The organism is Streptomyces sp. S3(2020), from assembly GCF_013044505.1.
Taxonomy (GTDB): Bacteria; Actinomycetota; Actinomycetes; order Streptomycetales; family Streptomycetaceae; genus Streptomyces.
In genome coordinates this window covers 29,098-53,457 of sequence record NZ_JABERD010000051.1, presented here as the reverse complement: position 1 = coordinate 53,457, position 24,360 = coordinate 29,098, and the positions used below count along the sequence as shown (strand labels likewise).

The 24,360-nt window shown below is 71.1% G+C and carries 24 protein-coding genes; 12 read left to right on the top strand and 12 right to left on the bottom strand.

Annotated features, from left to right (window positions below; all coding sequences use genetic code 11):
- On the top strand, positions 1-786 hold a 786-nt coding region (locus tag HLK59_RS18620; RefSeq protein ID WP_171142578.1), incomplete at its 5' end, for an SDR family oxidoreductase.
- A gap of 79 nt (positions 787-865) precedes the next feature.
- Here the strand turns inward: HLK59_RS18620 and HLK59_RS18615 are convergent.
- The 9 genes from HLK59_RS18615 to HLK59_RS18575 all read right to left on the bottom strand — a co-directional run bounded on the left by HLK59_RS18615 (position 866) and on the right by HLK59_RS18575 (position 9,983).
- Positions 866-2,845: a hypothetical protein gene (locus tag HLK59_RS18615; protein WP_171142577.1), complete on the bottom strand. Its 1,980-nt coding sequence runs from the start codon at positions 2,843-2,845 to the stop codon at positions 866-868.
- Between the two features lie 89 nt (positions 2,846-2,934).
- Positions 2,935-3,354: a VOC family protein gene (locus tag HLK59_RS18610; RefSeq protein WP_171142576.1), complete on the bottom strand. Its 420-nt coding sequence runs from the start codon at positions 3,352-3,354 to the stop codon at positions 2,935-2,937.
- Positions 3,351-4,106, bottom strand: a complete 756-nt coding sequence (locus HLK59_RS18605; RefSeq protein ID WP_240982495.1) for an ABC transporter ATP-binding protein — start codon at positions 4,104-4,106, stop codon at positions 3,351-3,353. Before HLK59_RS18605 ends, HLK59_RS18610 begins: the two co-directional genes overlap by 4 nt.
- A gap of 35 nt (positions 4,107-4,141) precedes the next feature.
- A complete protein-coding gene (locus HLK59_RS18600) occupies positions 4,142-4,957 on the bottom strand; it encodes an ABC transporter permease (RefSeq protein ID WP_346779762.1) in 816 nt (271 codons plus the stop codon).
- 4 nt (positions 4,958-4,961) lie between these two features.
- Positions 4,962-5,729 (bottom strand): ABC transporter permease, encoded by a 768-nt coding sequence (locus tag HLK59_RS18595; RefSeq protein ID WP_171142574.1) that lies wholly within the window; start codon positions 5,727-5,729, stop codon positions 4,962-4,964.
- Between the two features lie 2 nt (positions 5,730-5,731).
- On the bottom strand, positions 5,732-6,754 hold the full coding sequence (locus HLK59_RS18590) for an ABC transporter substrate-binding protein (protein WP_171142573.1): 1,023 nt from the start codon (positions 6,752-6,754) through the stop codon (positions 5,732-5,734).
- Positions 6,755-6,768: 14 nt separating this feature from the next.
- Complete coding sequence (locus HLK59_RS18585) at positions 6,769-8,136, bottom strand: FAD-binding oxidoreductase (protein WP_171142572.1); 1,368 nt, start codon at positions 8,134-8,136, stop codon at positions 6,769-6,771.
- Positions 8,137-8,266: 130 nt separating this feature from the next.
- Positions 8,267-9,166, bottom strand: a complete 900-nt coding sequence (locus HLK59_RS18580; protein WP_171142571.1) for an amidohydrolase family protein — start codon at positions 9,164-9,166, stop codon at positions 8,267-8,269.
- Complete coding sequence (locus HLK59_RS18575; RefSeq protein WP_171142570.1) at positions 9,159-9,983, bottom strand: SDR family NAD(P)-dependent oxidoreductase; 825 nt, start codon at positions 9,981-9,983, stop codon at positions 9,159-9,161. Before HLK59_RS18575 ends, HLK59_RS18580 begins: the two co-directional genes overlap by 8 nt.
- A gap of 149 nt (positions 9,984-10,132) precedes the next feature.
- Here HLK59_RS18575 and HLK59_RS18570 point away from each other — a divergent pair, with 149 nt between their 5' ends.
- Complete coding sequence (locus HLK59_RS18570) at positions 10,133-11,458, top strand: hypothetical protein (RefSeq protein WP_171142569.1); 1,326 nt, start codon at positions 10,133-10,135, stop codon at positions 11,456-11,458.
- The gene (locus HLK59_RS18565; RefSeq protein WP_171142568.1) at positions 11,455-12,012 is read left to right on the top strand and encodes a carboxymuconolactone decarboxylase family protein; all 558 of its coding nucleotides are present in this window, start codon (positions 11,455-11,457) and stop codon (positions 12,010-12,012) included. The genes HLK59_RS18570 and HLK59_RS18565 overlap by 4 nt, the downstream gene beginning before the upstream one ends.
- Here HLK59_RS18565 and HLK59_RS18560 read toward each other — a convergent pair whose 3' ends face one another.
- Entirely contained in the window at positions 12,013-13,671 is a 1,659-nt protein-coding gene (locus HLK59_RS18560; protein WP_171142567.1) for a hypothetical protein, read from the bottom strand.
- Positions 13,672-13,838: 167 nt separating this feature from the next.
- Between HLK59_RS18560 and HLK59_RS18555 the strand changes: the two genes are divergently transcribed.
- Both HLK59_RS18555 and HLK59_RS18550 read left to right on the top strand, forming a co-directional pair.
- Complete coding sequence (locus HLK59_RS18555; protein WP_171142566.1) at positions 13,839-14,765, top strand: GNAT family N-acetyltransferase; 927 nt, start codon at positions 13,839-13,841, stop codon at positions 14,763-14,765.
- A 4-nt stretch (positions 14,766-14,769) separates the two neighbouring features.
- Positions 14,770-15,546 carry a class I SAM-dependent methyltransferase gene (locus HLK59_RS18550; protein ID WP_171142565.1) on the top strand — a complete coding sequence of 259 codons (777 nt, stop codon included), beginning with the start codon at positions 14,770-14,772 and terminating at the stop codon, positions 15,544-15,546.
- On the opposite strand, the gene HLK59_RS18545 is transcribed toward HLK59_RS18550, so the two are convergent.
- Positions 15,510-16,163: a class I SAM-dependent methyltransferase gene (locus HLK59_RS18545; RefSeq protein WP_171142564.1), complete on the bottom strand. Its 654-nt coding sequence runs from the start codon at positions 16,161-16,163 to the stop codon at positions 15,510-15,512. The two genes, HLK59_RS18550 and HLK59_RS18545, sit on opposite strands and share 37 nt — an antisense overlap.
- Before the next feature lie 168 nt (positions 16,164-16,331).
- On the opposite strand from HLK59_RS18545, the gene HLK59_RS18540 reads away from it, so the two are divergent.
- The 7 genes from HLK59_RS18540 to HLK59_RS18510 are packed head-to-tail and all read left to right on the top strand — an operon-like array spanning position 16,332 to position 23,396.
- Positions 16,332-17,210, top strand: a complete 879-nt coding sequence (locus HLK59_RS18540; RefSeq protein WP_171142563.1) for a xanthine dehydrogenase family protein subunit M — start codon at positions 16,332-16,334, stop codon at positions 17,208-17,210.
- Between the two features lie 6 nt (positions 17,211-17,216).
- Entirely contained in the window at positions 17,217-17,717 is a 501-nt protein-coding gene (locus HLK59_RS18535) for a (2Fe-2S)-binding protein (RefSeq protein WP_346779761.1), read from the top strand.
- Positions 17,714-20,110, top strand: a complete 2,397-nt coding sequence (locus HLK59_RS18530; RefSeq protein WP_171142562.1) for an aerobic carbon-monoxide dehydrogenase large subunit — start codon at positions 17,714-17,716, stop codon at positions 20,108-20,110. The genes HLK59_RS18535 and HLK59_RS18530 overlap by 4 nt, the downstream gene beginning before the upstream one ends.
- Positions 20,071-20,853: an XdhC family protein gene (locus HLK59_RS18525; RefSeq protein WP_346779760.1), complete on the top strand. Its 783-nt coding sequence runs from the start codon at positions 20,071-20,073 to the stop codon at positions 20,851-20,853. Before HLK59_RS18530 ends, HLK59_RS18525 begins: the two co-directional genes overlap by 40 nt.
- Complete coding sequence (locus tag HLK59_RS18520; protein ID WP_171142561.1) at positions 20,850-21,743, top strand: MoxR family ATPase; 894 nt, start codon at positions 20,850-20,852, stop codon at positions 21,741-21,743. The genes HLK59_RS18525 and HLK59_RS18520 overlap by 4 nt, the downstream gene beginning before the upstream one ends.
- Positions 21,740-22,924 carry a VWA domain-containing protein gene (locus HLK59_RS18515; protein ID WP_171142560.1) on the top strand — a complete coding sequence of 395 codons (1,185 nt, stop codon included), beginning with the start codon at positions 21,740-21,742 and terminating at the stop codon, positions 22,922-22,924. The genes HLK59_RS18520 and HLK59_RS18515 overlap by 4 nt, the downstream gene beginning before the upstream one ends.
- Positions 22,905-23,396: a hypothetical protein gene (locus HLK59_RS18510; RefSeq protein ID WP_206327284.1), complete on the top strand. Its 492-nt coding sequence runs from the start codon at positions 22,905-22,907 to the stop codon at positions 23,394-23,396. The genes HLK59_RS18515 and HLK59_RS18510 overlap by 20 nt, the downstream gene beginning before the upstream one ends.
- On the opposite strand, the gene HLK59_RS18505 is transcribed toward HLK59_RS18510, so the two are convergent.
- Positions 23,393-24,349 carry a LysR family transcriptional regulator gene (locus HLK59_RS18505; protein ID WP_171142559.1) on the bottom strand — a complete coding sequence of 319 codons (957 nt, stop codon included), beginning with the start codon at positions 24,347-24,349 and terminating at the stop codon, positions 23,393-23,395. The genes HLK59_RS18510 and HLK59_RS18505 overlap by 4 nt on opposite strands.
- Positions 24,350-24,360: the final 11 nt, after the last annotated feature.

Below are 24,360 nucleotides of genomic sequence, written 5' to 3'. Positions count from 1 at the left end.
ACCCCGACCCCGACCCCCGCACGCTTCACCGGCCGGACCGTCCTCGTCACCGGCGCCGGCACCGGCTTCGGCGCCGCGATCGCCGTACGCGCCGCACAGGAGGGCGCCGATGTCGCCGTCCACTACCGGAGCTCCCGCGAGGGCGCCGAGGCGACGGCCGAGCGGGTCGCCGCGCTCGGCCGCAAGGCCTTCGTCGTCCAGGCCGACATCGCCGAGCACGACCAGATCAGGCAGCTCGCGGACGACGTCTGGGCACACTTCGGCCGCCTCGACGTGGCGGTCAACAACGTCGGCGACGTGGCCCGCGAGCAGATGTCCTGGCGGGACATCACCGAGGAGTCCATCGACCATGTGCTCGCCGTCGACATCAAGGGCACGCTGCTGTGCACCCATGAGTTCGGGGCCCGGATGCTGGAGCAGGAGGGGGGCGGCGCCATCGTCAACATCGGCTCCACGGTGGTGGTGCGCGGCAGTGCGCGGGCACCGCAGTACGCGGCCGCGAAGTACGGGATCATCGGCCTGACCAAGTCGTACGCCCATGCCTTCGCACCCCGTGTCCGGGTCAACGTCTTCGCACCCGGGTTCATCGAGACCGAGGCGACCCTCGGGCGGGACGACTGGAAGAGCGGGCGCGGCGAGGTGCTGCGCGGGGCCACGCCGATGGGTCGGATTCCCGGCCCCGAGGAGCTCGCGGGGGCCGCGCTGTTCCTGGCCACACAGGACGCGAACCACATCACCGGGGGCTTCCTCGTGGCGGACGGGGGCTACAACATGATCGGGGCCTAGCGAAGGCCCATCGACCATGACGACTCCGGCCCCCGGAACGGTGAAGCACCGTTCCGGGGGCCGAGCGCTCTTCGTGCGGTTACGCCACGGTCAGGGTGATGGCTCCCGTGTACGCGGTGCCCGCGGTGATCGCCTTGGTGGTCCCGTCGACCGTGAGCGTCACCGTCTTGCCGGACGGCGCCTCGATCGCGGCGTCCGACGCCAGGGTCAGCGCGCTCAGGTACGAGGTGCCGGTGACCGTCCAGGTGGAGCCGGCGCCCAGGGTCACCAGGACGCCGTTGTTGACGACCGCGCTCGCGGTGTTGGTGACCTCGCTGATCTCGCGGTACTCGGCCGAGGTGATCGTCGACACGCTGTGCTTGGCCGTGGACGCGGAGATGACGCCCTCGATCGTGGAGCCGGTGAGGCTCACGGTCAGGTTCTGGCCCTGGAGGCTCGCGTTGCCGCCGCCCCGCACCGAGTTGTAGAGGTCGCCGGTCAGCGCGATGTCCGTGAAGGTGGCCTTCGCGTCCGTGGACTGGGAGCTGGTGGTGGTCCAGCTGGACGACTTGGTGGGACTTCCCGTGGGTTCGGTGTAGGTGCCGATCGTCTCGGTCTTCCAGGGCTTGCCCGACACCGTCACGCTGCTGGGGCGGTCGGTGTCCATCAGCTGGAAGATGACGCCGTTCCCGGGGTTGATGGCGGCCCCGTCGGAGCCGTCGACGGTGACGGTGCCCGCGACAGCCTTGCACATGAACGTGGTCTCGGCGGTGTTGACCTGGGTGCCGCCGTCGATGGTGACGGATCCGGCCGCGTACCACAGGACCATGAATCGGCCGGAGTCGATGACGGTCGACTTCACCGGAAGGCCGCTCAACTCGGCGCTGGTGAGCCCGATCTCCAGGGACTCGTTGAGTGCGGCGACCGCGGCGGCGGTGCTGTCGCCGTAGTGGGCGGAGGCGCCCCAGTGGATGAGGGCGTAGTCGCCGACGTCGAAGGTGCAGCCGAGGAAGTGCTCGGTGACGTTGCCGATGGCGTAGGAGCCGTAGCCCTGGCCGCCGGTGTTGGCGATGGTGGAGTTGATGGCGGTGAGGGTGCAGTAGCTGCCGCCGTCGACGGACAGGGCGCCCCATTTCTCCGAGGAGATCGTGGAGTTGACGAAGGACGCGCGGGTGCTGGTGCCGAGCAGGTTGGTGGTGCGGACGTTGCCGGACAGGCCCAGCATCCACGGCACGGTGATCATGTAGCGGGTGTCGCCGGTGCCGGCGGTCGGGTACTCGGCGGGGACGGTGCCGTCGGCGCAGTGCAGGGTGGAGTTCTTGACGACGACGTTGGCGGTGGCGTCGGCGATGACCGCGGTACGGACCACGCCCACGTTGTTGATGGTGGCGCCGTCGAGGACGAGGGTGGTGCCCTCGCCGGTGCCGACGACGGAGGCGCCGTAGCCGATGAAGTCGCAGCGGCCGTTGCCGTCGAAGGCGATCTTCGGGTTGGTGAGGGTGTAGGTGCCGCCGCCGGTGACATAGACGCCGTTGAACGACTCGCCGTTGGACAGGAGTTGGATGTTCGAGGCGGAGGTGTCGGTGACGGTGCCGCCGCGTACGTCGGAGGGGACCGACTTGGCCTCGTCGACCCCGTCGGCGTCGACGTAGATCGCCTGCCGGAAGGGGAAGGTGAGGTCGCTGTAGGCGAGGTCGGTGGCCTCGGCGACCGTCAGGACGATCGTGCCGCGGTAGGTGCCCGCGGCTATCGCGACGGCCGCTCCGCCGTAGCCGTCGGTGAGGGCGGCCAGCTTGGCGCCGGTCTCCACGCCGTTGACGGTGAGGGTGAGGTTGTAGCCGTCGGGGACGGTGATGACGCCGCCCTCCGCGATGGTGAGGCGGCATGCGGTCGTCGTCTCGGTGAGCTCCAGGGTCTCCCCGGAGCCGACGGTGATGCGGGTGCCGGCCTTGGTGGACGCCGCGTGCGCGCTCGCGGGGACGACGAGCGTCGGGGCGAACGCGGCGGCCACCGCCACGAGCAGGGCGCGGGGACGGGCCCGGTAGGTGACCTCTGGGCCTGGCGCGCTGGTGCGTGTCACGTGAACTCCCTTGTTCCTAGTGGTTTTCAGGCATGGCTGACCGACGGGGGTGGCGGTCGGCCGGGGTGAGGGGTAGGTGAACCGGGCGGTCAGGGGGCCCGGTTGATCAGTTCGATGAGATTGCCGAACGGGTCGGACACGAACGCCATCCGTGCGTCCGGCCGCGGTGCGGGGCACGGGCTGATCCGTACGCCCGCGCCGGCGGCGACGAGCCGGGCGTACTCGGTGTCGACCTCGTCGGGGGTGTCGACGCTCAGGCACAGATGTCCGTAGCCGAGCGTGCCCGCGGCCTGCACGGGGCTGTCGGCCGCGATACCCGGTGCGGCGGCCGGCCGATGGAGCAGTTCGACGCGGTAGCCGCTGGGGTGACGGAGCATCACTCCGCGCAGATCGGTGCCGGGGACCGCGAAGGCGCGCTCCTCGGTGAGGTGCAGCGCCCTGCGGTACCAGATGACGGCGGCCAGCAGGTCCGGCACGGAGATGCCGATGTGGTCGAACCTGGTGGTCACCGTCGTGCCGCCGCCGGACCCGAGGGCACCTTCTCGCCGCGGATCAGTGCCAGGACGCGGGTGCGCAGTTCGGCGAAGCGGGGGTCGGCCCGGGTCGTGAGCTGGTCGCGGTCGGGGCCGAGCGGGATGGTGAGGTTGTCGAGGACCGCGGTCGGCCTGCCGCCGAGCACGATGACGCGGTCGCCGAGGTAGACGGCCTCGTCGATGTCGTGGGTGACGACGAGGACGGTGATGCCGAGTTCGCGGCGCAGTCGCAGGGTGAGGTCCTCCAGGTCGAAGCGGGACTGCGCGTCGACCGACCCGAAGGGCTCGTCCATGAGCAGTACGGGGGCGTCGTAGGCGAGTCCGCGGGCGATGGCCACCCGCTGCTGCATACCGCCGGAGAGCTGCCAGGGGTATTTGTCGCCGACGTCGGGCAGACCGACCGCCTCCAGGCACTCCAGGGCCCGCTGTCTGCGTACGGCCTTCTTCACGCCCCGCCCCTGGAGGGGGAAGGCGACGTTGTCCCAGGCGCGCAGCCAGGGCAGCAGGGAGCCGCGGTAGTCCTGGGAGACGACGGCGATGTCCGGGTGGGGCTCGGTGAGCGGTTGGTCGCCGTAGCGGACCCGGCCCGCGGTGGGGCGGGTCAGCCCGGCCAGGCAGCGCAGCAGGGTCGTCTTGCCGGCGCCGGAGGGGCCGACGATGCACACGGACTCCCCCGGGTCGACGCTCAGGGCCAGGCCGTCGAGCACCCGGTGGTCCCCGAAGGACATGGAGAGGTCCTCGACGTACAGGGTGGATCCTCGTGTCATACGGCGACTCCGTTGCTCTTGATGCTCTCGGTGACGGCCGGTCGCGGTGAGCGGGTCCGGGGTGCGCGCTCGTGGTACCAGCCGAGCAGGCGGTGTTCGACGAGGAGGAGCAGCACGCTCAGGGCGTAGCCGAGGATGCCGATGAGGATGGTTCCGGCCCAGGTCTCGGCGACGTGGAAGCTGGAGCCGCTCTGGAGGATGAAGTTGCCGAGGCCCACGGGTGAGCCGTAGATCTCGCTGACGACCATGAGGACGACGGCGATGGACAGGGCGACCCTGATGCCCGCGAGGATCTGGGGCAGTGCGCCGGGCAGGATCACCCGGCGCAGTCTGAGCGGCCAGGGGATGCGGTAGCCGCGGGCGGTCTCGTGGACGGCCGGGCCGATGGCCTGGACGCCGCTGACCGTGTTGAGCAGGATCGGCCACACCGAGCCGAGGAAGATCAGGAAGATCTTCGGTCCCGATCCGATGCCCAGGGTGAGGATGATGACGGGGACGAATCCGACCGTGGGGGTGGCGCGGGCGAAGTCGAGGAGGGGGCCGGTGGCCAGGCGCAGGGTGCGGATCTCGCCGATGACGAGTCCGGCGCCGACCCCGACGACGGTGGCCAGGGCCAGTCCGCACAGGATGTTGCGCAGGCTGAACAGCAGGTCGCCGAAGAGTCCCTCGTGCAGGAGCTCGTCCCACAGGGTGCCGAGTACCTCGGTGAGGGGCGGGAAGTAGAAGCTGGTGCTGCCCGCGGTCGCCATCAGGAGGACGGCGAACACCAGGGCGGGCAGCCAGAGTTGGCGCAGGATCGGCTTCCAGGGCACGCGGTTACTCCTCTCCCGTGTGCGTGGGCGGGCGCCAGCGCAGCAGCCGGTGCTCGGCGGACTGCGCGAGCAGGGTGATCGTGTAGCCGATGGTCCCGGCGGTCAGGATGTAGGCGTAGGCCCGTGCGGAGGCGCCCGCCTGCTGCGACTCCATGATCATGTGGCCGATGCCGGGCAGGGTGGTGAGCACCTCGACGCCGATGGAGACCAGGACCGAGGTCGTCGCCGCCAGTCGTAGCCCCGTCATGATCGAGGGGGCCGCGGCCGGCAGGACCACCCGGCGCAGTTGCAGCAGCCAGGGGATGCGGTAGCCGCGGGCGGTCTCGCGTACGGCCTGGCTGACGCTGCGGGCTCCGTACTGGGCCTGGAGCAGTACCGGGAAGACGCAGGCGATGAAGACGACGGTGGCCTTCATGCCCGGTGTCGAGCCGAGGACCAGCAGGAACACCGGGAGGAGGGCGATCACCGGGAAGGATCTGAGGATCTCCATGAGCAGCCGGGAGGATTCCTCGGCCGCCGCGTACACGCCGGTCACCAGACCGATCGGGATCCCCACGGCGATCGCCACCACCAGTCCGGTGACCGCGCCCCGCAGGGTCTCCCCCACCGCCTGCCAGAACGCTCCGCTGCCGAGCAGCTCGCCCAGGGCGGCGGCCACGGAGGCCGGGCCCGGGAGCGCGGTCGAACTGACCACGCCCACGGCGGAGACGATCGCCCACAGCAGCAACACGGCGCCGAGGGCGCCGAGTTGCAGCAGTCGGACCTTGGCCATCGTTACTCCCCGGCCGAGGTCGGGGCCTGGTCCCAGTAGACGGCCTCGTCCTTGGGCTCGTTGTCGAGCAGGTCGAACTCGTGCATCTTGGTGATCACCGTGCGCATGACGGTCGTGTTGAGGGTCCTGTCGTAGTGGTTGGTGTCGTGTGCGTCGATGAAGGCGGCCGGGACCTGGGTGTACTTCTTGTCGATCGCCTTGACGGCGGCGGGGTTCTCGTTGGCGTAGTCGATGGCCTTGGCGACGGCCTCGATGAACTTCTTCGCGGTGTCCTCGTTCTTCGACAGGTACTCCTGGCTGGAGAACAGCAGGCCCTGGACCATGCCGGGCACGTCGTTCATGCCGTTGCCGATGGAGCGCAGTCCGCTGTCGAGGCCGGCGAAGTAGAACGGGCCGAAGGAGAAGATCGCGTCCGTCTTGCCGGAGGTGGCGGCGTCGGTGAGGGAGGTCGTCGGCAGGGCGACGAACTTGACCTTCTTCGGGTCGCCGCCGTCCTTCTGCACCAGGTACTCGCAGATGAACTGGATGGTGCCGCCGAGGGCGGAGATGCCGACGGTCTTGCCCTCCAGGTCCTTGAACGACTCGATCTCGCTGCTCTTCTCGACCAGCAGTCCGTCGGTGGGGTCGGTCTTCGTGGTCGCCGACTGGAGCCCTGTCACGATTCTCAGCGGCATGTCGGCGGCGGCGCTCTTGAGGAAGCCGGAGCTGTCCGTCATGGCGAACTGGGCCTCGCCGTTGAGGACGGAGGGCGCGTTCTGGGAGGTGTCCTGGGCGCCGGCCTTGATGGTGACGTCGAGGCCGGCGTCCTTGAAGTAGCCCTGCTGCTGGGCGATGTAGAGCGGTTCGAAGATGGCTCCGTTGGAGCGCAGGACGGTGACCTTCGCCTTGCCGTCGCTGGTGGTGGCGGCGTCCGAGTCGCCGCCGCAGGCGGTGGCGGCGAGCGACAGGGTGACGGCCAGTGCGGGGAGGGCGAGCAGGGTGCGGCGCCGCGGGTTTCTCGTGGTGTGCAGGGAACGGTTGTGCATGGAACGGCTCTCCTTCAGTGGGTCCGCGCGCGTCCCGCGGCGGCGTAGGCGGTCGTGGATTCCTGCGGGGTCATATAGGTGCGGAACAGTCCGTCGGGGTCGTACAGGGAACGGATCTGTTCCAGGCGTGCGGAGTTGGCCGGGCTGAGTCCGTGGTCGAAGCGGTCGGCGAGGTTGTTGTCGGAGAACTGAAGGCCCTTGGACAGGTGCTGGATGCCGGCGAGGAGGCCGTGGGTCCAGTGCTCGTGGGCGAGGTCCTCGGCGGGGTCGGTCCAGCCGGCGTTGGGTGAGAGGTAGAGCTTGGCCTGGCTGGACCAGCAGGCGTTCGGCCGCTCCGGGAAACCGCCCCACAGCATCCACAGCACATGGCTGGTGGTGTCGGGGATGGCGTCGAACAGCGGCCGGGAGGCTTCCAGGACCTTGTCGACCGGTTCGTCGGTCCAGATCCCGTCGAGGGCCCAGCGCATACCGGGCGGGGTCATACGGTCGGCGTAGTCGTACAGCTCGGCCATGGTGGTCTCCTGCGCGACCACCGCGCGCACGGCCCGGTCCCGGAAGGGCGCGTCCTCCAGGGGGGCGAGGGGGTTCTCGTCCGTGTCGCAGAAGGCGGTGGCCGTGACGGAGACGGTCTGCCGTTCGAGCCAGGGGGAGAAGCCGACCTTCGCCGAGAACTCGACGGCGGGATCGAGGTGGTCGAGGGTGTCGTAGGACCAGGCGAGCACCTCGTCGAGCAGGTCGAGGGGGTAGGTGTGGGCGGTGCGCAGGATGCGGCGGGGCAGGTCGTGCAGGTTCAGGTGGAAGCGGGTGACCACGCCGAAGAAGCCGGGGCCGCTGCCGCGTGCCGCCCACAGCAGGTCGGGGTGGGTGTCGTCGGTGGCGTGCACGAGGGTGCCGTCGGCGAGGACGACGTCGACGGCCTCGATGCTCAGACAGGCGGGGCCCAGACGTCGTGAGTCCCAGCCGTAGCCGCCGCCGAGGAGGAAACCGCCGACGCCGACCGTGGGTGCGTGGCCGGTGGGGAAGAACAGGCCGTGCGGGGCGAGCTGTTCGAGCAACGCCGGTCCTGTCACGGCCGGTTGAACGGCGGCCGTCCGCTGCGCCGGGTCGACGGTGATGTCCGCCAGGCGTGACAGGTCGAGGAGCATGCCGCCGTCGCGCACCCCGTTGCCCACCCAGCTGTGGCCACCGGAACGGATCCCGATGGCCAGCCCCTCGCTCCGTGCGAGGCGTACGGCGGCGACCACGTCCCGCTCGCTCTCGGCGAGCACGATGACGTCCGGGTGGCGGTCGGGCTTGCGTTCGTTCCAGACCGCGTCGAGGCGGGCCCGTTCGTACGCCGGCTCGCCGCGTCGGAGGAGCCTGTCGCGGGGAAGCTCAGGCATGGCCGTTCTCCTCACGTGGGGTTCGAGTCGGGACACTACTGTCGACACTTTGGCGCTTCAAGGGATGTGACAGCGAAATACCTGGCATCTCTGCCGACACTCGTGAACTCATATCGCGCTCTCAGGAAAGTCAGGAAGCTGACGGGAAGTCATAGAGTTCGGCCGGGTTGTCGACCAGCAACCGCCGCAGATGCGCGGGGTCGGGTGCGATGCGCCCGACGAGGTCGACGAGCAGGCCGTCGTCGGGGGCCTCGCCGACGATGTTGACGTGCGGATAGTCGGTGCCCCACACCACGCGTTCCGGCGCGTGGGCCACCAGTGAGGCGGCCACGGCCACGGCGTCGCCGTAGGGCGGCCCCTGGCGCGAGATCCGGTCGACACCGCTGACCTTCACCCACACGCGTCCCGTGTCGAGCAGGGCACGCAGGCCGCGCAGCGCCTGGCTGTCGAGCCCCTCGGCGAGGTCGACGCGGCCCATGTGATCGACGACCGTGCGCCCGGGCAGAGCCCGCACGACGGCATCCAGTCCGGCGATCTCCCCACCCTGGACGTGGAGTTGGGCCGCCCAGCCGAGTCCGTCGACGCGTTCCAGCACCGAGTCGATCTCGGCCCGGGTGGGCGGGGTGCGCAGATGCGGGAGGAAGTTGAGCCGGAAGGCGCGTACCCCGGCGAGGTGGAGCCGCTCGATCTCGGCCCGGGTCGTCGTCTCGCCGACCAGCGCCACTCCCCTCAGCCGCCCGCCGCCGGACCGCAGCGCGTCCAGCAGCACGGCGTGGTCGTGGCCGTGACAGGAGGACTGGACGACCACGGCCCGGGTCAGCCCCAGGTGGGCGTGGAGCGCCCGGAGTTGTTCCTTGGGCGCGTCGAGCGGGGTGAAGGTGCGGTCGCGGGCGTACGGGAAGACGTCGGCGGGGCCGAGGACATGGCAGTGGGCGTCGCAGCTGTCCCGCGGCAGCGCCAGGACCGGCCTGCGCGGAGCCGGGTGCGGGGGCGGGCAGCCCGGGGAGGCCTGGAGGGCGGGCTCAGTCACAGCGCGCCGTCATTCCGCCGTCGACGACGATCTCCGTACCGGTGACGAAGCGCGCCTCGTCGGAGGCGAGGAAGAGTGCCGCGTACGCGGTGTCCCGGCCGTCGCCCATGAAGCCGAGCGGGATCCTGGCCTGCCGTTGGGCGAGCAGCTTCGTCACGTCACCGTCCGCGCGCTGGTGGGCGAGCCGGGCCTCGACCATCGGGGTGTGCAGCTGGCCGGGGACGACGGTGTTCACCCGGATGCGGTCGGGCGCGTACTCGACGGCCGTGACGCGGGACAGCTGGATGACCGCGGCCTTGGCCGCCGCGTACCCGACCTGTGCCGCGCCCGTCCAGCGCAGCCCGGACGCCGAGGCGGTGTTGACGATGGCGCCCCCGCCGCCGCGCCGCATGACCGGGATGACGTGCTTGCAGGCGAGGAAGGCGCTGGTCAGATTGGTACGGAGCTGACTCTCCCAGTCCTCGACGCTCAGTTCGACGGCGCCTCCGGCGCGGGAGCCGCCGACGTTGTTGACGAGGACGTCGATCCGGCCGGCCGCCCGCTCGCACTCGTCGAAGTAGGCCTCCACCGCGGTCGGTTCGGTGACGTCGAGGACCGCCGTGTGCGCGGTGCCGCCCTCCTCGCGGATCTGTCGTGCGGTGACCTCCAGGGACTCCTTGTCCCGGTCGGCCAGGAAGACGGTGGCGCCCTCGCGGGCGAAGATCACGGCGGTGGCGCGGCCGTTGCCCCAGCCGGGGCCCACGCTGCCGGCGCCGCCGATGACGGCGACCCGCCCCGCGAGGCGGCCGCGGCGTTGGTCGGGCAGGTCTTGAGTCACGGAAGCTCTCCTCCATCAGGGACTCCATCAGGGACGAAACTGTCGACAGTTTTAGCGAGGTGTCGACAGAAAGTAAACATCCAGACCAGATCTGGACCAGCGACGCAGATCTATTGCCTTTAGTGTCGACACCGAGCTTGGATGGTCGTATGGAGAAGCCACCTGTGTTCACACCGGAGGAGATCGCCCGCTTCCGCGCGGAACTCGCGCGGCGCCGCGAGCCGGGTGCCTACGAACCGGGCCGCTGGTCGGTCAGCCCGCTCAACCGCCGTACGGACGTGGTCGGTTCACTGCCGGCCTCGGTCCGGCTGCGCGACGCGACCCTGCGCTCGGTGGAGACACTGCCCGGTGTCGTCGCGTCCGCCGACACGAAGGCGGAGTTCCTGCGCCGGCTGGTGGGCAGCGGGGTGGCCGAGGTGGTGACGGCGGGCCTCGGCGGGCGGGACGGCACCGCCCTCAAGGCCGAGGTCGAACTGGTCAAGGGCGAGAACCCCGAGTGCCGGATCGTCTGCCCGCTGATGCGCTCCCCCGAGGACATCGACCGCGCCGCAGCCGCGGGCTACGACGCCGTACAGGTGTGGGTGCAGGGCTTCGGCGAGACCTCGCTCATCTACCAGGCGCCCGTCTACGCCCAGGCCTGGCGCGGCGAGGAGTGGCGCACCGGCGCGACGGCACGCGACCGGACCGCCGTGCTGACGCGCGCCGCCCGGCTGGTCACGTACGCCAGGGAGCGCGGCCTCGACGTCGTCGTACCGCTGCTCATGGTCTCCTACGCCACGGACGAGATCCACGCGGAGTCCGTCACCACGCTCGCCGCGGCGGGGGCCACGGAACTCACCCTCTTCGACGGCCCGGGAGCGATGAGTCCGGAGGCGTACGCGCATCTCGTACGGCTCACCCGGACGCTCGCGCCCGATGCCGAGGTGGGCCTGCATCCGCACAACACGTTCGGGCTGGCCGTGGGCTGCGCGGTCGCCGCCGTCCGCGCCGGAGCCACGGCCGTCGAACTGTCGGTCAACGGCTACTGCGGCGGCCCCGGCAACGCCGACCTGGCGGCGACCGCCCTCGCCTTCGAGGCGCTGTACGGCGTGCGTACGGGCATCAGAACCGACCGCCTGACCGAACTGGCCCGCACCGCCGAGGCCCTGACGGGCTATCACCCGGCGTGGAACCACCCGGTCACCGGCACCCACGCCTTCTGCTGGGGCGGCATGGACCTCATCACCCAGGAGACCGAGGTCGACCCGCTCCTGCACAACTGCCTGGAGCCGGCCCTCGTCGGCAACACACGCACCGTGCCCTTCACTCCGGACAGCGGCCCCTACACACTCACCGACAAGCTGGCGCAGGCCGGCGTCGAGCTCGCCCCCGCCCAGGTGGACGAAGTCCTCGCCCGGGCCCGGGAGTTCATGGCCACGCACGAGCGGCTGCTCACGGACGAGGAACTGGTGGCGCTGGCGGAGGAGGTGCGATGACCCGTCTGGAGCGGCTTCCTCCCTCCCGGCTCGACGCGGAGCAGGGCGTGCTCTACGCGGAGATCACCTCGGGCGCACGGGCCTCGGGACCCCAGCACTTCGCCCTCACCGACACCGAAGGGCGTCTGGAAGGGCCGTTCAACGCCATGCTGCTCAGCCCCGGTCTCGGCCGTGCGCTCCAGGACCTCGGCGCGGCGATCCGGTACCGGACCCGGCTGGAGCCACGGGTACGGGAGATCGCCGTCCTGGTGGTGGCGCAGTACTGGGACAGCGCCTTCGAGCGGCACGCGCACGAACGGGTGGGCGCGGCGGTCGGCCTGACGGAGGCCGAGCTGGCGGCCCTGCGGGAGGGCCGGGATCCACGGTTCCCGGACACCGTCGAGTGTGCGGCCTGGGAGTTCACCCGGAGGCTGGTGCGTCACGGAGGTTCGATCAGTGACACCGGGTACGAGGCCGCGCGGGCGGCCCTCGGCGAGCGCACACTCTTCGAACTGTCGACACTGGTCGGGTACTACAGCATGCTGGCTCTGCAACTGCGGCTGTTCACCGGGTGATCAGGAGCAGCAGTCGGTGTCGAGGCGGCAGAAGCACGACGCCTGGATCGGTACGTCCGCCTGTGCGACGGCGATCTTCAGCTGCTGTGCCACGATCTGTGCCTCGCCGGTCCTGCCGAGCCGCACGAGACACTCGTGGAAGCCGTGCAGCGCCCACACGTTGCCCGGGTGCTGCACCGCTCGCGGCAGCGTGTCGTCGAGTCCGAGGTCGGCGCGGTAGACCGCCTCGGCCTCCGCTACCCGTCCCTGTTCCAGGAGCAGGGCGCCGTAGGCGTGCCGGGTGGGCTGCATCCATCCCCACGGCTCGTCGTAGGGCAGGTTGTCGTCGAGGTCGACGGACCGCTCCAGCGCGGCGAACGCGGCGTCGAAGTCGCCCTTGCGGTAGTCCAGTTCGCCGTCGAGCATCGCGGACGCGATGGCCAGGACGTCGGCGCAGGTGTTGTTGAACAGCATCCGCGTCTCCGGGACCCGGGCCACCGCCTCGTGGAACAGGACGCGTTCGGCCTCGGCCTCGGCGATCCGGCCGGTGGCGGACAGGGCGACGCCGCGGGCGTAGTGCAGCATCGCCGTCGTCACGCTGTACAGCTCCTGATCGGCGGGCAGGGGCAGTGCGAGGATGTCGGTCCAGCGGCCGAAGCGGATCAGCACATGGACCCGCATGGCGAGGAAGCCCTCCAGCCAGTCGGCCATGGGCGGGCTCTGCACCCGCAGCAGTTCCTCCGGGACGCAGGCCTCCAGCCCGGCGGCGGCATCCAGGGCGGTCCGGGACCGGCCGAGGAACATCGCGCCGTAGATCTTGAAGTGGTGGTTGTGCGCCCGGTACAGGGTGTAGAAGTTCATGGCCCCGGACCGGGCGTGGACCTTCTCGTCGGCGGTGATCGCGGCGCTGTTGTCCGACACGACCCGCCGGTAGTCGCCGCACAGCACGTCGAGGTGGGTGGGCATGTGCTGGAGGTGGCCGGCGTCGGGGACCAGTCCGCGCAGCCGGTCGGCGACGGGCAGCGCCGTCTCGGGTGTCGGGGACATCTCCATCAGGTGGATGTACAGGTGCAGCGCGCCCGGATGGCGTGTGCCGGCGTCCGTCGCGACCGCGCGGTCCAGTACCGCCTTGGCCTCCAGGGTGCGGGAGCCCTCCTCCGGCTCACCGGTCCTGAGGTTCCACAGCTGCCAGGGGGTCAGGTTCATCAGGGCGTCGGCGTACAGGGTGGCGATGTCCAGGTCGTCGGGGGCGAGTTCGTGGACGGCGCGCATGCTGTCGGCGTACGGCGCGTTCCACACCGAGCAGTCCTCGACGGCCTTCGCCTGCGGGTAGCGGCTGCGCGGGGCGCCGATCAGGGCCCGCTCGACGGGCGTGGCAGCCGTCCGCGCCTTCTCGTGCGCCAACTCCACGGCGGCGTGGGTGCGCTCGACGGTCCGCAGGAGGTCCTCCCCGTCGAAGAACTCCCACGGCTTGTTGTAGTTGGGGCCGAGCGCGTACGCGATGCCCCAGTGGGCCATGGCGCAGTCGGGGTCGGCCCGGACGGCGGCCTCGAAGCAGGCGACGGCCTCCTCGTGGTGGAAGGCGTACGTCCACACGAGACCGCGGTCGAACCACAGCTGGGCTTCCGGGGACGAGGTCGTCACGGTACGGCCGTGCGTGCCGAGGTCGTAGTAGTCCATGCGCTGCCCCCGAACACGAGCCGGTCTGAGAAGGGTGACGTTACCGGTTGTTTTGATACCGAGACACCAGAAAGCGGTGACAAACGAGCAATCGGACGAAGCGGCCGCGGCACCCGCCGCGCGAAATTCCGTTGCACGCTCCCGCGCTCCCCCGCACTCTGGCCCTCATGTCCTACCTCCTGCGCCCCGCCGTGCTCGCCGACGCCCCCGCCGTCACCGAACTCCTCAACACCGTCGACGAGATCGAGATCGGCCGGCGCGAGACCGACCTGCACACCGTCGAGGCCGATCTGAAGCGGCCCGACATCGATCTGGAGCGCGACTCCTGGCTGGCCTTCGACGGAGACCTGCTGGTGGCGTACGGGCTGCTGTGGGACGACTCCGGGGACGAGCGCGTCGACATCGACCACTACGTCCTCCCCGACCACCAGCCGGCCGGCGAGCTGCTGCTGGACGCCATGCGGACCAGGGCCGTCGACAAGGCCCGGGCGAACGGTGCGGCGAGGGCGGTGGTGCATCTGCATCTCAACACCGAGCCCACGCTCGACACCTCGCTGATCGAGGCACGGGGCTGGCAGGTGGTACGCCGCTACCACGTGCTGCGGCGCCCTCTGGACCCGGCACGTGACCTCGCCCCCGAGCCGCCCGCCGGGGTACGGATACGGCCGTGTGCCACGGACGCCGACCGTGAGCGCGTCCACCGGCTCTACCAGGCCTCTTTCGCCGAGCACTTCGACTTCCAGCCGCGCACGTACGAGCAGTGGCTGCACGACGTCGACGCCGAACTCCTCGACTGGTCGCTGGTGTGGATCGCCGACACGCAGGAGTCGGGGGACTGCGGGTTCCTGATCTCCCGGGACGACCGGGAGGCGATGGGGTGGATCCGCAGCATCGGGGTGCTGCGCGAGGCCCGTGGTCTGGGTCTGGGCGGACTGCTGCTGCGGCATGCCTTCGGCGCGTTCGCCGCGCGGGGGCGGGACACCGTGGGGCTCGGCGTGGACACGGCCAACGCCACGGGTGCGCCGGAGCTGTACGGACGCAACGGCATGACGCTCCACTTCGCCGTCGACACCTGGGAGGCGGTGCTTGACTGACCGCATGTCGGATTCCTCGGTGCGGCGCTTCTACGACGATCTGGCCCGCGACTACCACCTGATCTTCGCCGACTGGGACGCGAGCATGGCCCGCCAGGCGGTGGCGCTCGACACGCTCGTCCGGCAGCGGCTCGGAGCGGGGCCGCGGCGCGTTCTCGACTGCTCCTGCGGCATCGGCACCCAGGCCATCGGGCTGGCCCGGGCCGGACACCGGGTCGTCGGCGGCGATCTGAGCGCCGTCGCCGTGGCACGTGCCACGGCCGAGGCGACGGCACGAGGCGTCGAACTCCCGGTCGTCGCCGCCGACATGCGCCAACTGCCGTTCCCCGACGCGGGGTTCGATGTCGTCGTCTGCGCCGACAATTCGCTCCCGCACCTCCTGTGCGCGCAGGACGTCATCGCCGCGCTGCGCGACATGCGACGCGTGCTGCGCGACGGCGGACTGCTGGTGCTGACCGTCCGGCCCTACGACGAGCTCCTCGCGGCCCTGCCACCGGCGCCGCCGCCACAGATCGCCGAGACCCCCGAGGGCCGGGTCGTCACCCTTCAGCTCTGGCACTGGCACGAGGACGGCGAACACTACGACCTGGAGCACCTCCAGCTCCTCCCCGCGGGCGACACCTGGACGGTTCGTACCCGCCGGACCACCTACTGGGCGCTGACGCGCGCCCGGCTCACGCGCTTCGTGGCCGAGGCCGGTTTCACCGAGGCCGAGTGGCGCGCACCGGACTCGACGGGGTTCTATCAGCCCGTGCTCACCGCGCTGCGGGCCAGCAGGTAGGCGCGGCGGGTCTCCACCTCGTGGGCGTAGTGGGTGCGTTCCAGGCGCATCTCGACCGTGAACCCGGCCTCCTCCAGCGACTCGGCGACGCGCGTCGGGTCGAGGAAGCGGAAGTCGACGTCCACCCGGTGCCCCCACCACTCGTCCACGTGCCGGATCTCCTCGCCGATGTGGAAGGAGAGCAGGACAAGGCCGGAGGGGCGCAGGACGCGTGCCATCTCCGCGAAGGCGCGGTGCAGTTCACCGGGTGCGAGATGGATGATCGTGTAGAGGGCGGTCACCGCGCCGAACTCGGCGTTCTCGGCGGGCAGTTCCACCAGATCGCCCGTACGGAACTCCACCTGCGGGAACCGGCGCCGGCCCGCCGCGACCATGCCCGGCGACAGGTCGATCCCGACCGTGCGCGCACCCATCCCGGCGAGCCGGGCGGCCACATGCCCGGGCCCGCAGCCCAGGTCGCCGATCGTGGTCCCCGGCTCCGTCTGTTCGAACAGGGCCGCGAGCAGGGCCTTGTCGAGAGGCTTGTCGTCGAGTTCGGCGTGCAGTCGCCTCGCGTACTCCTCGGCCACGGTGTCGTAGCTGCGGCGGACGGAGTCGTGCCGCACATGATCGCCCATGCGGTCAGCATCCCATGGGCGCCCGGCAGCGGGCCGACGAGTTGAGTGGACGAGTTAAGTGAACGGTTAACCAGCCGTTGACACCCGTCGGCGCCGCGGGCGAAATGGGCCGCACACAGCGCCCGACGCGCCCGGCCGACCGCCGGGCGAGACAGGGGGATTGCGCCCATGCAGGTTCCCGCTCCGTTCGAGTACCAGCGGGTGCACAGCGTCGAAGAAGCCATCTCGCTCCTGGACCGGCTGGGCGACACGGCGCGGCTGGTGGCCGGCGGGCACAGTCTGATCCCGATGATGAAGCTGCGGCTGGCCGAGTTCGAGTACCTGATCGACATCAACGAGCTGCACGGCGAGCTCGGTTACATCCGGGTCGGGCCCGACACGATCCGGATCGGCGCCATGACCCGGCACCGGGAACTGCTGGAGTCCGACGAACTCGCCGCCGCCTTCCCGATCTTCCGGGACGCCGAGCGGGTCATCGCGGATCCCGTCGTACGGAACCGGGGAACGCTCGGCGGCTCCCTGTGCCAGGCGGATCCTTCCGAGGACCTGTCCGCCGTGTGCACCACGCTCGACGCGGTGTGCGTGATCCGTGGCCGGGGCGGCGAACGGCTCGTGCCGATGGAGGACTTCCATCGCGGGCCGTACGAGACCGCGGTCGGTGACGCGGAGATCCTCACCGAGATCCGCTTCCCCGTCCGCCCCGGCGGGTCGAGCGCGTACGAGAAGGTGGAGCGGCGGGCCGGGGACTGGGCGGTCGTCTCGGCCGGAGCCGCGGTGTGGCTGGAGGGCGGGATGGTCACCGACGCCCGCGTCGGGCTCGCCGCCGTCGGCCCCAACACCGCCGGCATCCCCGGTATCGCCGAGGCCCTGCGGGGACGGCAGCCCGACGAGGAGTCGTACGCCCGGGCCGGGGACATGGCCGCCGAGGCGTGCTCGCCGGTCACCGACCGTCGCGGCAGCGCCGAGTACAAGCGCCATCTGGCACGTGAGCTGACCGTACGCGTACTGCGCCGGGCCGTGGCCCGGGCCACCGGACAGGAGGCGTGATCCATCGTGCAGGTCACCATGAACGTCAACGGGGAAGAGGTCACCCGGGAGATCGAGGGGCGGCTGCTGCTCGTCCACTTCCTGCGCGACCACCTTCAGCTGACGGGCACCCACTGGGGGTGCGACACCAGCAACTGCGGTACGTGCGTGGTGTGGCTGGACGGCGAACCGGTCAAGTCCTGCACGGTACTGGCCGCGATGGCCGGCGGACACGAGGTACGCACGGTGGAGGGGCTGGAGCAGAACGGGCAACTCGACCCCGTCCAGCAGGGGTTCATCGAGTGCCATGGACTTCAGTGCGGTTTCTGCACCCCCGGCATGATGATGACCGCGCGGGCACTGCTCGACCGTAATCCCGACCCCTCCGAGCAGGAGATCCGGGAGGCGATCTCCGGGCAGATCTGCCGCTGCACCGGATACGCCACCATCGTGCGCTCCGTCCGATGGGCGGCGGCCGAGGAAGCCGGAACACGCACCACCACGACCTCGGCGGAGGTCACCTCATGACGACCGTCTCCCCCAACGGCCACCGCACCGCGTTCGTCGACAACGACCAGAAGCCCTGCGGCCACGGCCGGATGCTGCGCAAGGAGGACCCGCGTTTCGTCCGGGGCAGGGGCCGCTACGTCGACGACCTCCAGCTGCCCGGCATGCTGCATCTGGCCGTCCTGCGCTCACCGCTCGCCCACGCGCGCGTGGTGTCCATCGACACCAGCCTCGCCGAGGCCCACCCCAAGGTCCGCCTCGTGGTGACCGGCGCCATGCTCGCCGAGAAGGGCCTGGCCTGGATGCCGACCCTCTCGGGCGACGTACAGGCGGTCCTCGCCACCGACAAGGTCCGCTTCCAGGGCCAGGAGGTCGCCTTCGTCGTCGCCGAGGACCGCTATGCCGCCCGGGACGCGCTGGAACTGATCGACGTCGAGTACGAGGCACTGGACCCCGTGATCGACGTACGCACCGCCCTCTCCCCCGACACGCCCGTCATCCGCGACGACCTGGAGGGCAAGGCCGACAATCACTGCTTCGACTGGGAGACCGGCGACGCCGCCGAGGCCGAGGCGGCCTTCGCGCGCGCCGATGTCGTGGTCGCCGAGGACATCGTCTACCCGCGCGTGCACCCGGCGCCGATGGAGACCTGCGGCGCGGTCGCCGACTACGACCCGGTCGACGGCAAGCTCACCCTGTGGTCCACGACCCAGGCGCCGCACGCCCACCGCACCCTGTACGCGCTGGTCGCCGGGCTGCCCGAGCACAAGATCCGGGTCGTCTCCCCCGACATCGGCGGCGGGTTCGGCAACAAGGTGCCGATCTACCCCGGTTATGTGTGCGCGATCGTCGGCTCGCTGCTCACCGGCAAGCCGGTGAAGTGGATGGAGGACCGCTCGGAGAACCTGATCAGCACCGGTTTCGCCCGCGACTACGTGATGCGCGGGGAGATCGCGGCGACCCGGGACGGGAAGATCCTCGCCCTGCGCACCCATGTGCTGGCCGACCACGGCGCGTTCAACGGAACGGCCGCGCCCGTGAAGTACCCGGCCGGCTTCTTCGGTGTCTTCACCGGCAGTTACGACCTCGAAGCGGCCTACTGCAAGATGACGGCCGTCTACACCAACAAGGCGCCGGGCGGGGTCGCGTACGCCTGCTCGTTCCGGATCACCGAAGCCGTGTACCTGGTCGAGCGGATGGTGGACTGTCTGGCGTACGAGCTGGGGATGGACCCGATCGAACTGCGGACGCGCAACTTCATCCGCCCCGAGCAGTTCCCGTACCGCACCAAGACCGGCTGGGTCTACGACTCCGGGAACTACGCGCCCACCATGGACCTGGCCCGGCAGATGGCCGGGTACGAGGAGTTGCGCGCCGAGCAGGCCGAGAAGCGGGCCCGCGGTGAGCTGATGGGCATCGGGGTGTCGTTCTTCACCGAGGCGGTCGGCGCGGGACCTCGCAAGGACATGGACATCCTCGGGCTCGGCATGGCCGACGGCTGCGAACTGCGGGTGCATCCGACCGGCAAGGCGGTCGTGCGGCTGTCGGTGCAGTCGCAGGGGCAGGGGCACGAGACGACGTTCGCGCAGATCGTCGCCGAGGAACTCGGCATCCCGCCGCAGGACATCGAGGTGGTGCACGGGGACACCGACCAGACACCGTTCGGGCTCGGCACGTACGGCAGCCGGTCCACACCCGTCTCCGGTGCCGCGGCGGCGCTGGTCGCCCGCAAGGTGCGGGACAAGGCCAGGCTGATCGCGTCCTCGATGCTGGAGGTGTCCGTCGCCGACCTGGAGTGGGCGAAGGGCTCCTTCCAGGTCGCGGGCGACCCCAAGGCCTCGGTCACCATCCAGGACATCGCGATGCGCGCCCACGGGGCCGGCGATCTGCCGGACGGGGTCGAGGGCGGCCTGGAGGCGCAGATCTGCTACAACCCGGAGAACCTCACCTATCCGCACGGCGCCTACATCTGCGTGGTCGACATCGACCCGGGGACGGCGAAGGTGACCGTGCGCCGGTTCGTCGCGGTCGACGACTGCGGTACCCGTATCAACCCGATGATCATCGAGGGGCAGGTGCACGGCGGGCTCACCGACGGTGTCGGCATGGCGCTCATGGAGATGATCGCCTTCGACGAGGACGGCAACTGTCTGAGCGGTTCGCTCATGGACTACCTCATCCCGACCTCGCTCGAAGTCCCGGACTGGGAGACCGGGTTCACGGTCACGCCCTCCCCGCACCATCCCATCGGGGCCAAGGGCGTCGGCGAGTCCGCGACGGTCGGTTCACCGCCCGCGATCGTCAACGCCGTGGTCGACGCCCTCAAGCCGTTCGGTGTCCGGCACGCCGACATGCCGCTCACGCCCTCGCGGGTGTGGGAGGCCATGCGGGGCCGGCCCACCCCGCCGATCTGATGGGCGGCGATGTGAGCGCGCGGGCGCTCGAACTCACCGAGCGGCGGGTGCCGTTCGTGCACGCGCGCGTGGTGCGCGCCCAGGCGCCGGCGTCCGCGCATCCGGGCGACGAGGCGATCGTGCACGGCGACGGCACGATCGACGGCTTCGTCGGCGGCCACTGCGCGGAGGGGTCGGTGCGTACGGCCGCGCTGGGCGCCCTGGTCGGCGGGGCTCCGCTGCTGCTGCGGGTGCTGCCGCAGGGCGGGACGGAGTTCCCGGAGGCGCCCGGCGCGCAGGTCGTGGTCAATCCCTGTCTGTCCGGGGGCGCGTTGGAGATCTTCCTGGAGCCGGTGCTGCCGCCGCCGCTCGTCGTGGTCGCCGGGGACACACCGATCGCCGAGGCCTTCGTCGCCCTGGCCGGAGTCCTCGGGTACACCACCGCCCGCGCCCTGTCCGAGGAGCACCCGAGTGCGGTGATCGTGGCGGGGCAGGGCCACGGCGACGAGGAGGCGGTGCGCGCCGCGCTCGACGCGGGCGTCCCGCACATCGCGCTCGTCGCCAGTCGCCGCCGCGGCGCCGCCCTCCTCGACGGACTCGCCCTCGACGCACGGCAGCGGGCCCGCGTCCACACCCCGGCCGGCCTCGACATCGGCGCCCGTACGGCACCGGAGATCGCGCTGTCGATCCTGGCGGAGGTGGTCCGGGCCGTACGGTCGCCGCGGACCGCGCTGCCTCTCGTCGAGGACGTCGCGGGACGGTGAGCGAGCTGTTCACGGACGCCGACGACGTACGCCGACGCCTCGACACGGTCGGCCACCTGGTCGACGAGGGCACCGCGACCGCCCTCTTCCTGGCGACGGTCCTCGACCGGCCGCTGCTGGTGGAGGGCGAGCCCGGGGTCGGCAAGACGAGCCTGGCCAAAGCGCTCGCCCAGGTGCTGGACACCGCGCTGATCCGGTTGCAGTGCTACGAGGGGCTCACGGCGTCCGAGGCGCTCTACGAGTGGAACTACCAGCGCCAGCTGCTCGCCATCCGGCTCACCGAGGCGCACGGGGAACGGATCGCCGACGCGGACCTGTTCACCGAGGAGTACCTGCACGACCGGCCGCTGCTGCGTGCGGTGCGGCACGCGGGTCCGCTGCCGCCCGTGCTGCTGATCGACGAGATCGACCGGGCCGACGACGAGTTCGAGGCGCTGCTCTTCGAGTTCCTCGGCGAATGGGCCATCACCATCCCGGAGTTGGGCACGTTCGCCGCCGTCCGGCCGCCGCTGGTGATCCTCACCTCCAACCGCAGTCGCGAGCTGCACGACGCGTTGCGCCGCCGCTGTCTGTACCACTGGATCGACTTCCCCTCCCCGGAGCGCGCCGCCCAGATCCTGCGCCGCTCGATACCGGCCGCGAACGAGCCGCTGATCGCCTCGGCGACGGAGTTCATCGGCCGGGTGCGCCGGCTCGATCTCGACAAGGCGCCCGGCATGGCCGAGGCCATCGACTGGGTCGCGGCCCTCGCCGCGCTGCGTGTCTCCCTGCCGGTCCGCGCGGACATCCTCGGCACGCTCAGCGCGGTCGCGAAGAGCCCGGACGACCGCACCGCCGTCATCGGGGCGCTCGACGAGCTGGGCTACCCCGAACAGGCGTCGCGGCCATGACGTTCCTGCCCGCCGTCGACCGGGCCGCCTTCGCCGTCGCGCTCGCCGACCGGCTCAGGGAGCGGGGCGTGGCCGTCGGCCTCACCGCCACGCAGGACCTCGTGCGCGCGCTGGACGCCGTCCCGCCCGCGTCACGGACGGCGCTGTACTGGACGGCCCGTATCACCCTCGTACGCGACCACGCTGACCTGGCACGCTTCGACGAGGTGTTCGACGCGGTCTTCGGCCAGGCGGTGCTCCCCGCGCCGGACCGGGGCGACCCGTCCGCGCCTCCCACCCGCGACGCGCGGACGGCCACGCCGGTGAACGGACACGACAGTCCAGGCGGCCTTCCGTGGGTGACGTTGCCGCCCGCCGCCACCCACACCGAACACCAGGAGGCCCTGGAGGCGACGGTCCCGGATCGGCTGCCCAGTGATCTGGCGGGTGTCGTGGACACTCCCTTCGAGCAACTCGGCGCTCAGGAGGCGGAGTTGCTGGGCCGGTGGCTGGAGTCGGCGCTGCGGGAGTGGCCGGTGCGCCGCTCCCGTCGGCACGCCGTACGGCCGGGTGGTCACCGGGTGGCGGTCCGCGAGACCGCGGCCCGGGCGCGGCGCACCGGCTGGGAACCGGTCCGGCTGGTCCGAACGGGCCCCGTCGACCGGCCACGCCGGGTCGTGGTGCTGTGCGACGTGAGCCGTTCGATGCAGGCGCAGGCCCAGGCGTATCTCCACCTGATGCGGGCGCTCACGCTGGGCGCCCACGCGGAGGCCTTCGCGTTCGCCACCTCCCTGACCCGCCTCACGCCGGCCCTCACCCACCGTTCGGTACGGCAGGCCCTGGCCGAGGCGACCGACCGTGTCACCGACCGCTTCGGCGGTACCCGCATCGCCCACTGCCTCACCACCCTCCTCGCCTCCCACCACGGCGGCAGCCTGCGCGGCGCGGTCGTCCTCATCGCCTCCGACGGCTGGGACGGCGACCCCGCGGAGCACCTCGCCGCGGCGATGGCCCGGCTGCGGCGCCGGGCGCACATGGTGGTCTGGCTCAATCCGCGGGCGGGGATGCCCGGGTTCGTCCCTCGCACGTCGACGATGGCCGCCGCCCTGCCGTACGTCGATCTGCTCCTGCCCGCCGGGACGTTCGGCGCGCTGCTGCGCGTGCCCGCCGAGGTGGCCCGGCATGCCCGGCGGCGCCCGTGACACCCTGGGCGCCATGGAGATCATGACGGTCCGTGGACACGCGCTGCCCACACGGCTGACCGTGCTGCTGCGGGAGGGCCGTTGGCGGCACCCCGGCGATGCGGAACTGGCGAGGCTGATCCCGTGGTTCGAGGACCCGCTCGACTTCCTGGGGAGTACGCAGGCGATGGAGCGGGAGTCGCGGTCGATGGACCTGTTCGCCGACGATCCGCTGTCCCTCGATCTCTTCCACGAGGTACGCGGCAGCACCCGGCCGGCTCCCGTGGAACTGCCCTGGCTGGACGTCGAGCAGGCGCTGCTCATCGCGGTCAACCGCAGGCCCGGTGACGACGTGGCCCTCGCCCTGGACTACCGGACCGATCCCGCCGATCCGCGTGTCGTGGGCAGCGACTTCTGGACGAACCCCCGCCAGTGCGCCTGGCGGGAGGTGGCGCCCGCCTTCTCGTCGTTCGCCGACTCCCTGGGTCTCTAGCTCCACAACGTCACGTGGATCGCCGGCCGGAACCGCCCCGCCGTCACGCCCGACCCGCGCAGCATCGCCTGGGTGGCGCGGGGTGTGGTGACGAAGCGGCGTAGTTCCGCGGCGGCTTCGGGGGCTTCGCGGTCGGCGAGGGAGAGGAGGTTCCAGGAGCCGCGGGCAGGGAGGTGGGGGCCGTTGAGCTGGTGGAGGTCCCCCGCCGCGATGTCCTTGGCGACGGAGAAGGCCACCGCGAGGGCGATTCCCTTGCCGTGCTTGGCCTCGTCCACACAGGCGGCCTGGCTCTGGAAGATGCGCTGGTTGTGGTCGGGGACGCTCAGCCGGCGCAGCACGGAGGGCAGCATGCCGGTGCGGCCGACCGCCGAGGGGCCCAGGAGCCAGGTCTGGTCGCGCAGTTCCGTGGCGCCGGCGCCGTATCCCGCGAGGGGGTGGTCGGCGCCGACGACGGCGATCACCTGGTAGTTGAGGAAGTGGGTGCAGGTCGTCGTGGACTCGACGGTGGCGGGCCTCGGGCCGATGGCCACGTCGACCGCTCGGTTCGTGAGGAGCGTGCCGAAGCGCTGGGGGTCGTGGACGCTCAGTTCCACGTCCAGGTCGGCGGCGCGGCGGGCGAACAGTTCGATCAGCCCGGGGGCGGCATGCTCGGCGAAGAGGCTGGACGCGGCGATTCGTAACTGGCGACGGCCGGACCCTGCCCGGCGTACTTCCAGGATGGTGCGGTCCTGGAGTCCCAGGAGTTCGGCGGCGCGGCTGGCCAGGCGCAGTCCGCCGGGGGTGAAGACGAGTCCGCCCGCCGTGCGGGTGAAGAGACGGTCTTCGAGTTCCCGGCGCAGATGCGCGATGTGCGTCGAGATCGCGGCCTCGGTGACCGCCAGATCGGCCGCGGCCGCCTTCACCGACCCGAGGCGTACGGTCGCCGAGAAGGCCCGCAGTTGTGCCGGGGTCAACGAGAACCTCC

Coding starts and splice junctions, on each gene's coding strand:
- HLK59_RS18540 (WP_171142563.1), top strand. CDS start 16,332: ATGCAGGTTCCCGCTCCGTTCGAGTACCAGCGGGTGCACAGCGTCGAA.
- HLK59_RS18595 (WP_171142574.1), bottom strand. CDS start 5,729: ATGGCCAAGGTCCGACTGCTGCAACTCGGCGCCCTCGGCGCCGTGTTG.
- HLK59_RS18605 (WP_240982495.1), bottom strand. CDS start 4,106: ATGTCCTTCGGGGACCACCGGGTGCTCGACGGCCTGGCCCTGAGCGTC.
- HLK59_RS18565 (WP_171142568.1), top strand. CDS start 11,455: ATGACCCGTCTGGAGCGGCTTCCTCCCTCCCGGCTCGACGCGGAGCAG.
- HLK59_RS18555 (WP_171142566.1), top strand. CDS start 13,839: ATGTCCTACCTCCTGCGCCCCGCCGTGCTCGCCGACGCCCCCGCCGTC.
- HLK59_RS18545 (WP_171142564.1), bottom strand. CDS start 16,163: ATGGGCGATCATGTGCGGCACGACTCCGTCCGCCGCAGCTACGACACC.
- HLK59_RS18515 (WP_171142560.1), top strand. CDS start 21,740: ATGACGTTCCTGCCCGCCGTCGACCGGGCCGCCTTCGCCGTCGCGCTC.
- HLK59_RS18510 (WP_206327284.1), top strand. CDS start 22,905: ATGCCCGGCGGCGCCCGTGACACCCTGGGCGCCATGGAGATCATGACG.
- HLK59_RS18590 (WP_171142573.1), bottom strand. CDS start 6,754: ATGCACAACCGTTCCCTGCACACCACGAGAAACCCGCGGCGCCGCACC.
- HLK59_RS18530 (WP_171142562.1), top strand. CDS start 17,714: ATGACGACCGTCTCCCCCAACGGCCACCGCACCGCGTTCGTCGACAAC.
- HLK59_RS18550 (WP_171142565.1), top strand. CDS start 14,770: ATGTCGGATTCCTCGGTGCGGCGCTTCTACGACGATCTGGCCCGCGAC.
- HLK59_RS18560 (WP_171142567.1), bottom strand. CDS start 13,671: ATGGACTACTACGACCTCGGCACGCACGGCCGTACCGTGACGACCTCG.
- HLK59_RS18570 (WP_171142569.1), top strand. CDS start 10,133: ATGGAGAAGCCACCTGTGTTCACACCGGAGGAGATCGCCCGCTTCCGC.
- HLK59_RS18585 (WP_171142572.1), bottom strand. CDS start 8,136: ATGCCTGAGCTTCCCCGCGACAGGCTCCTCCGACGCGGCGAGCCGGCG.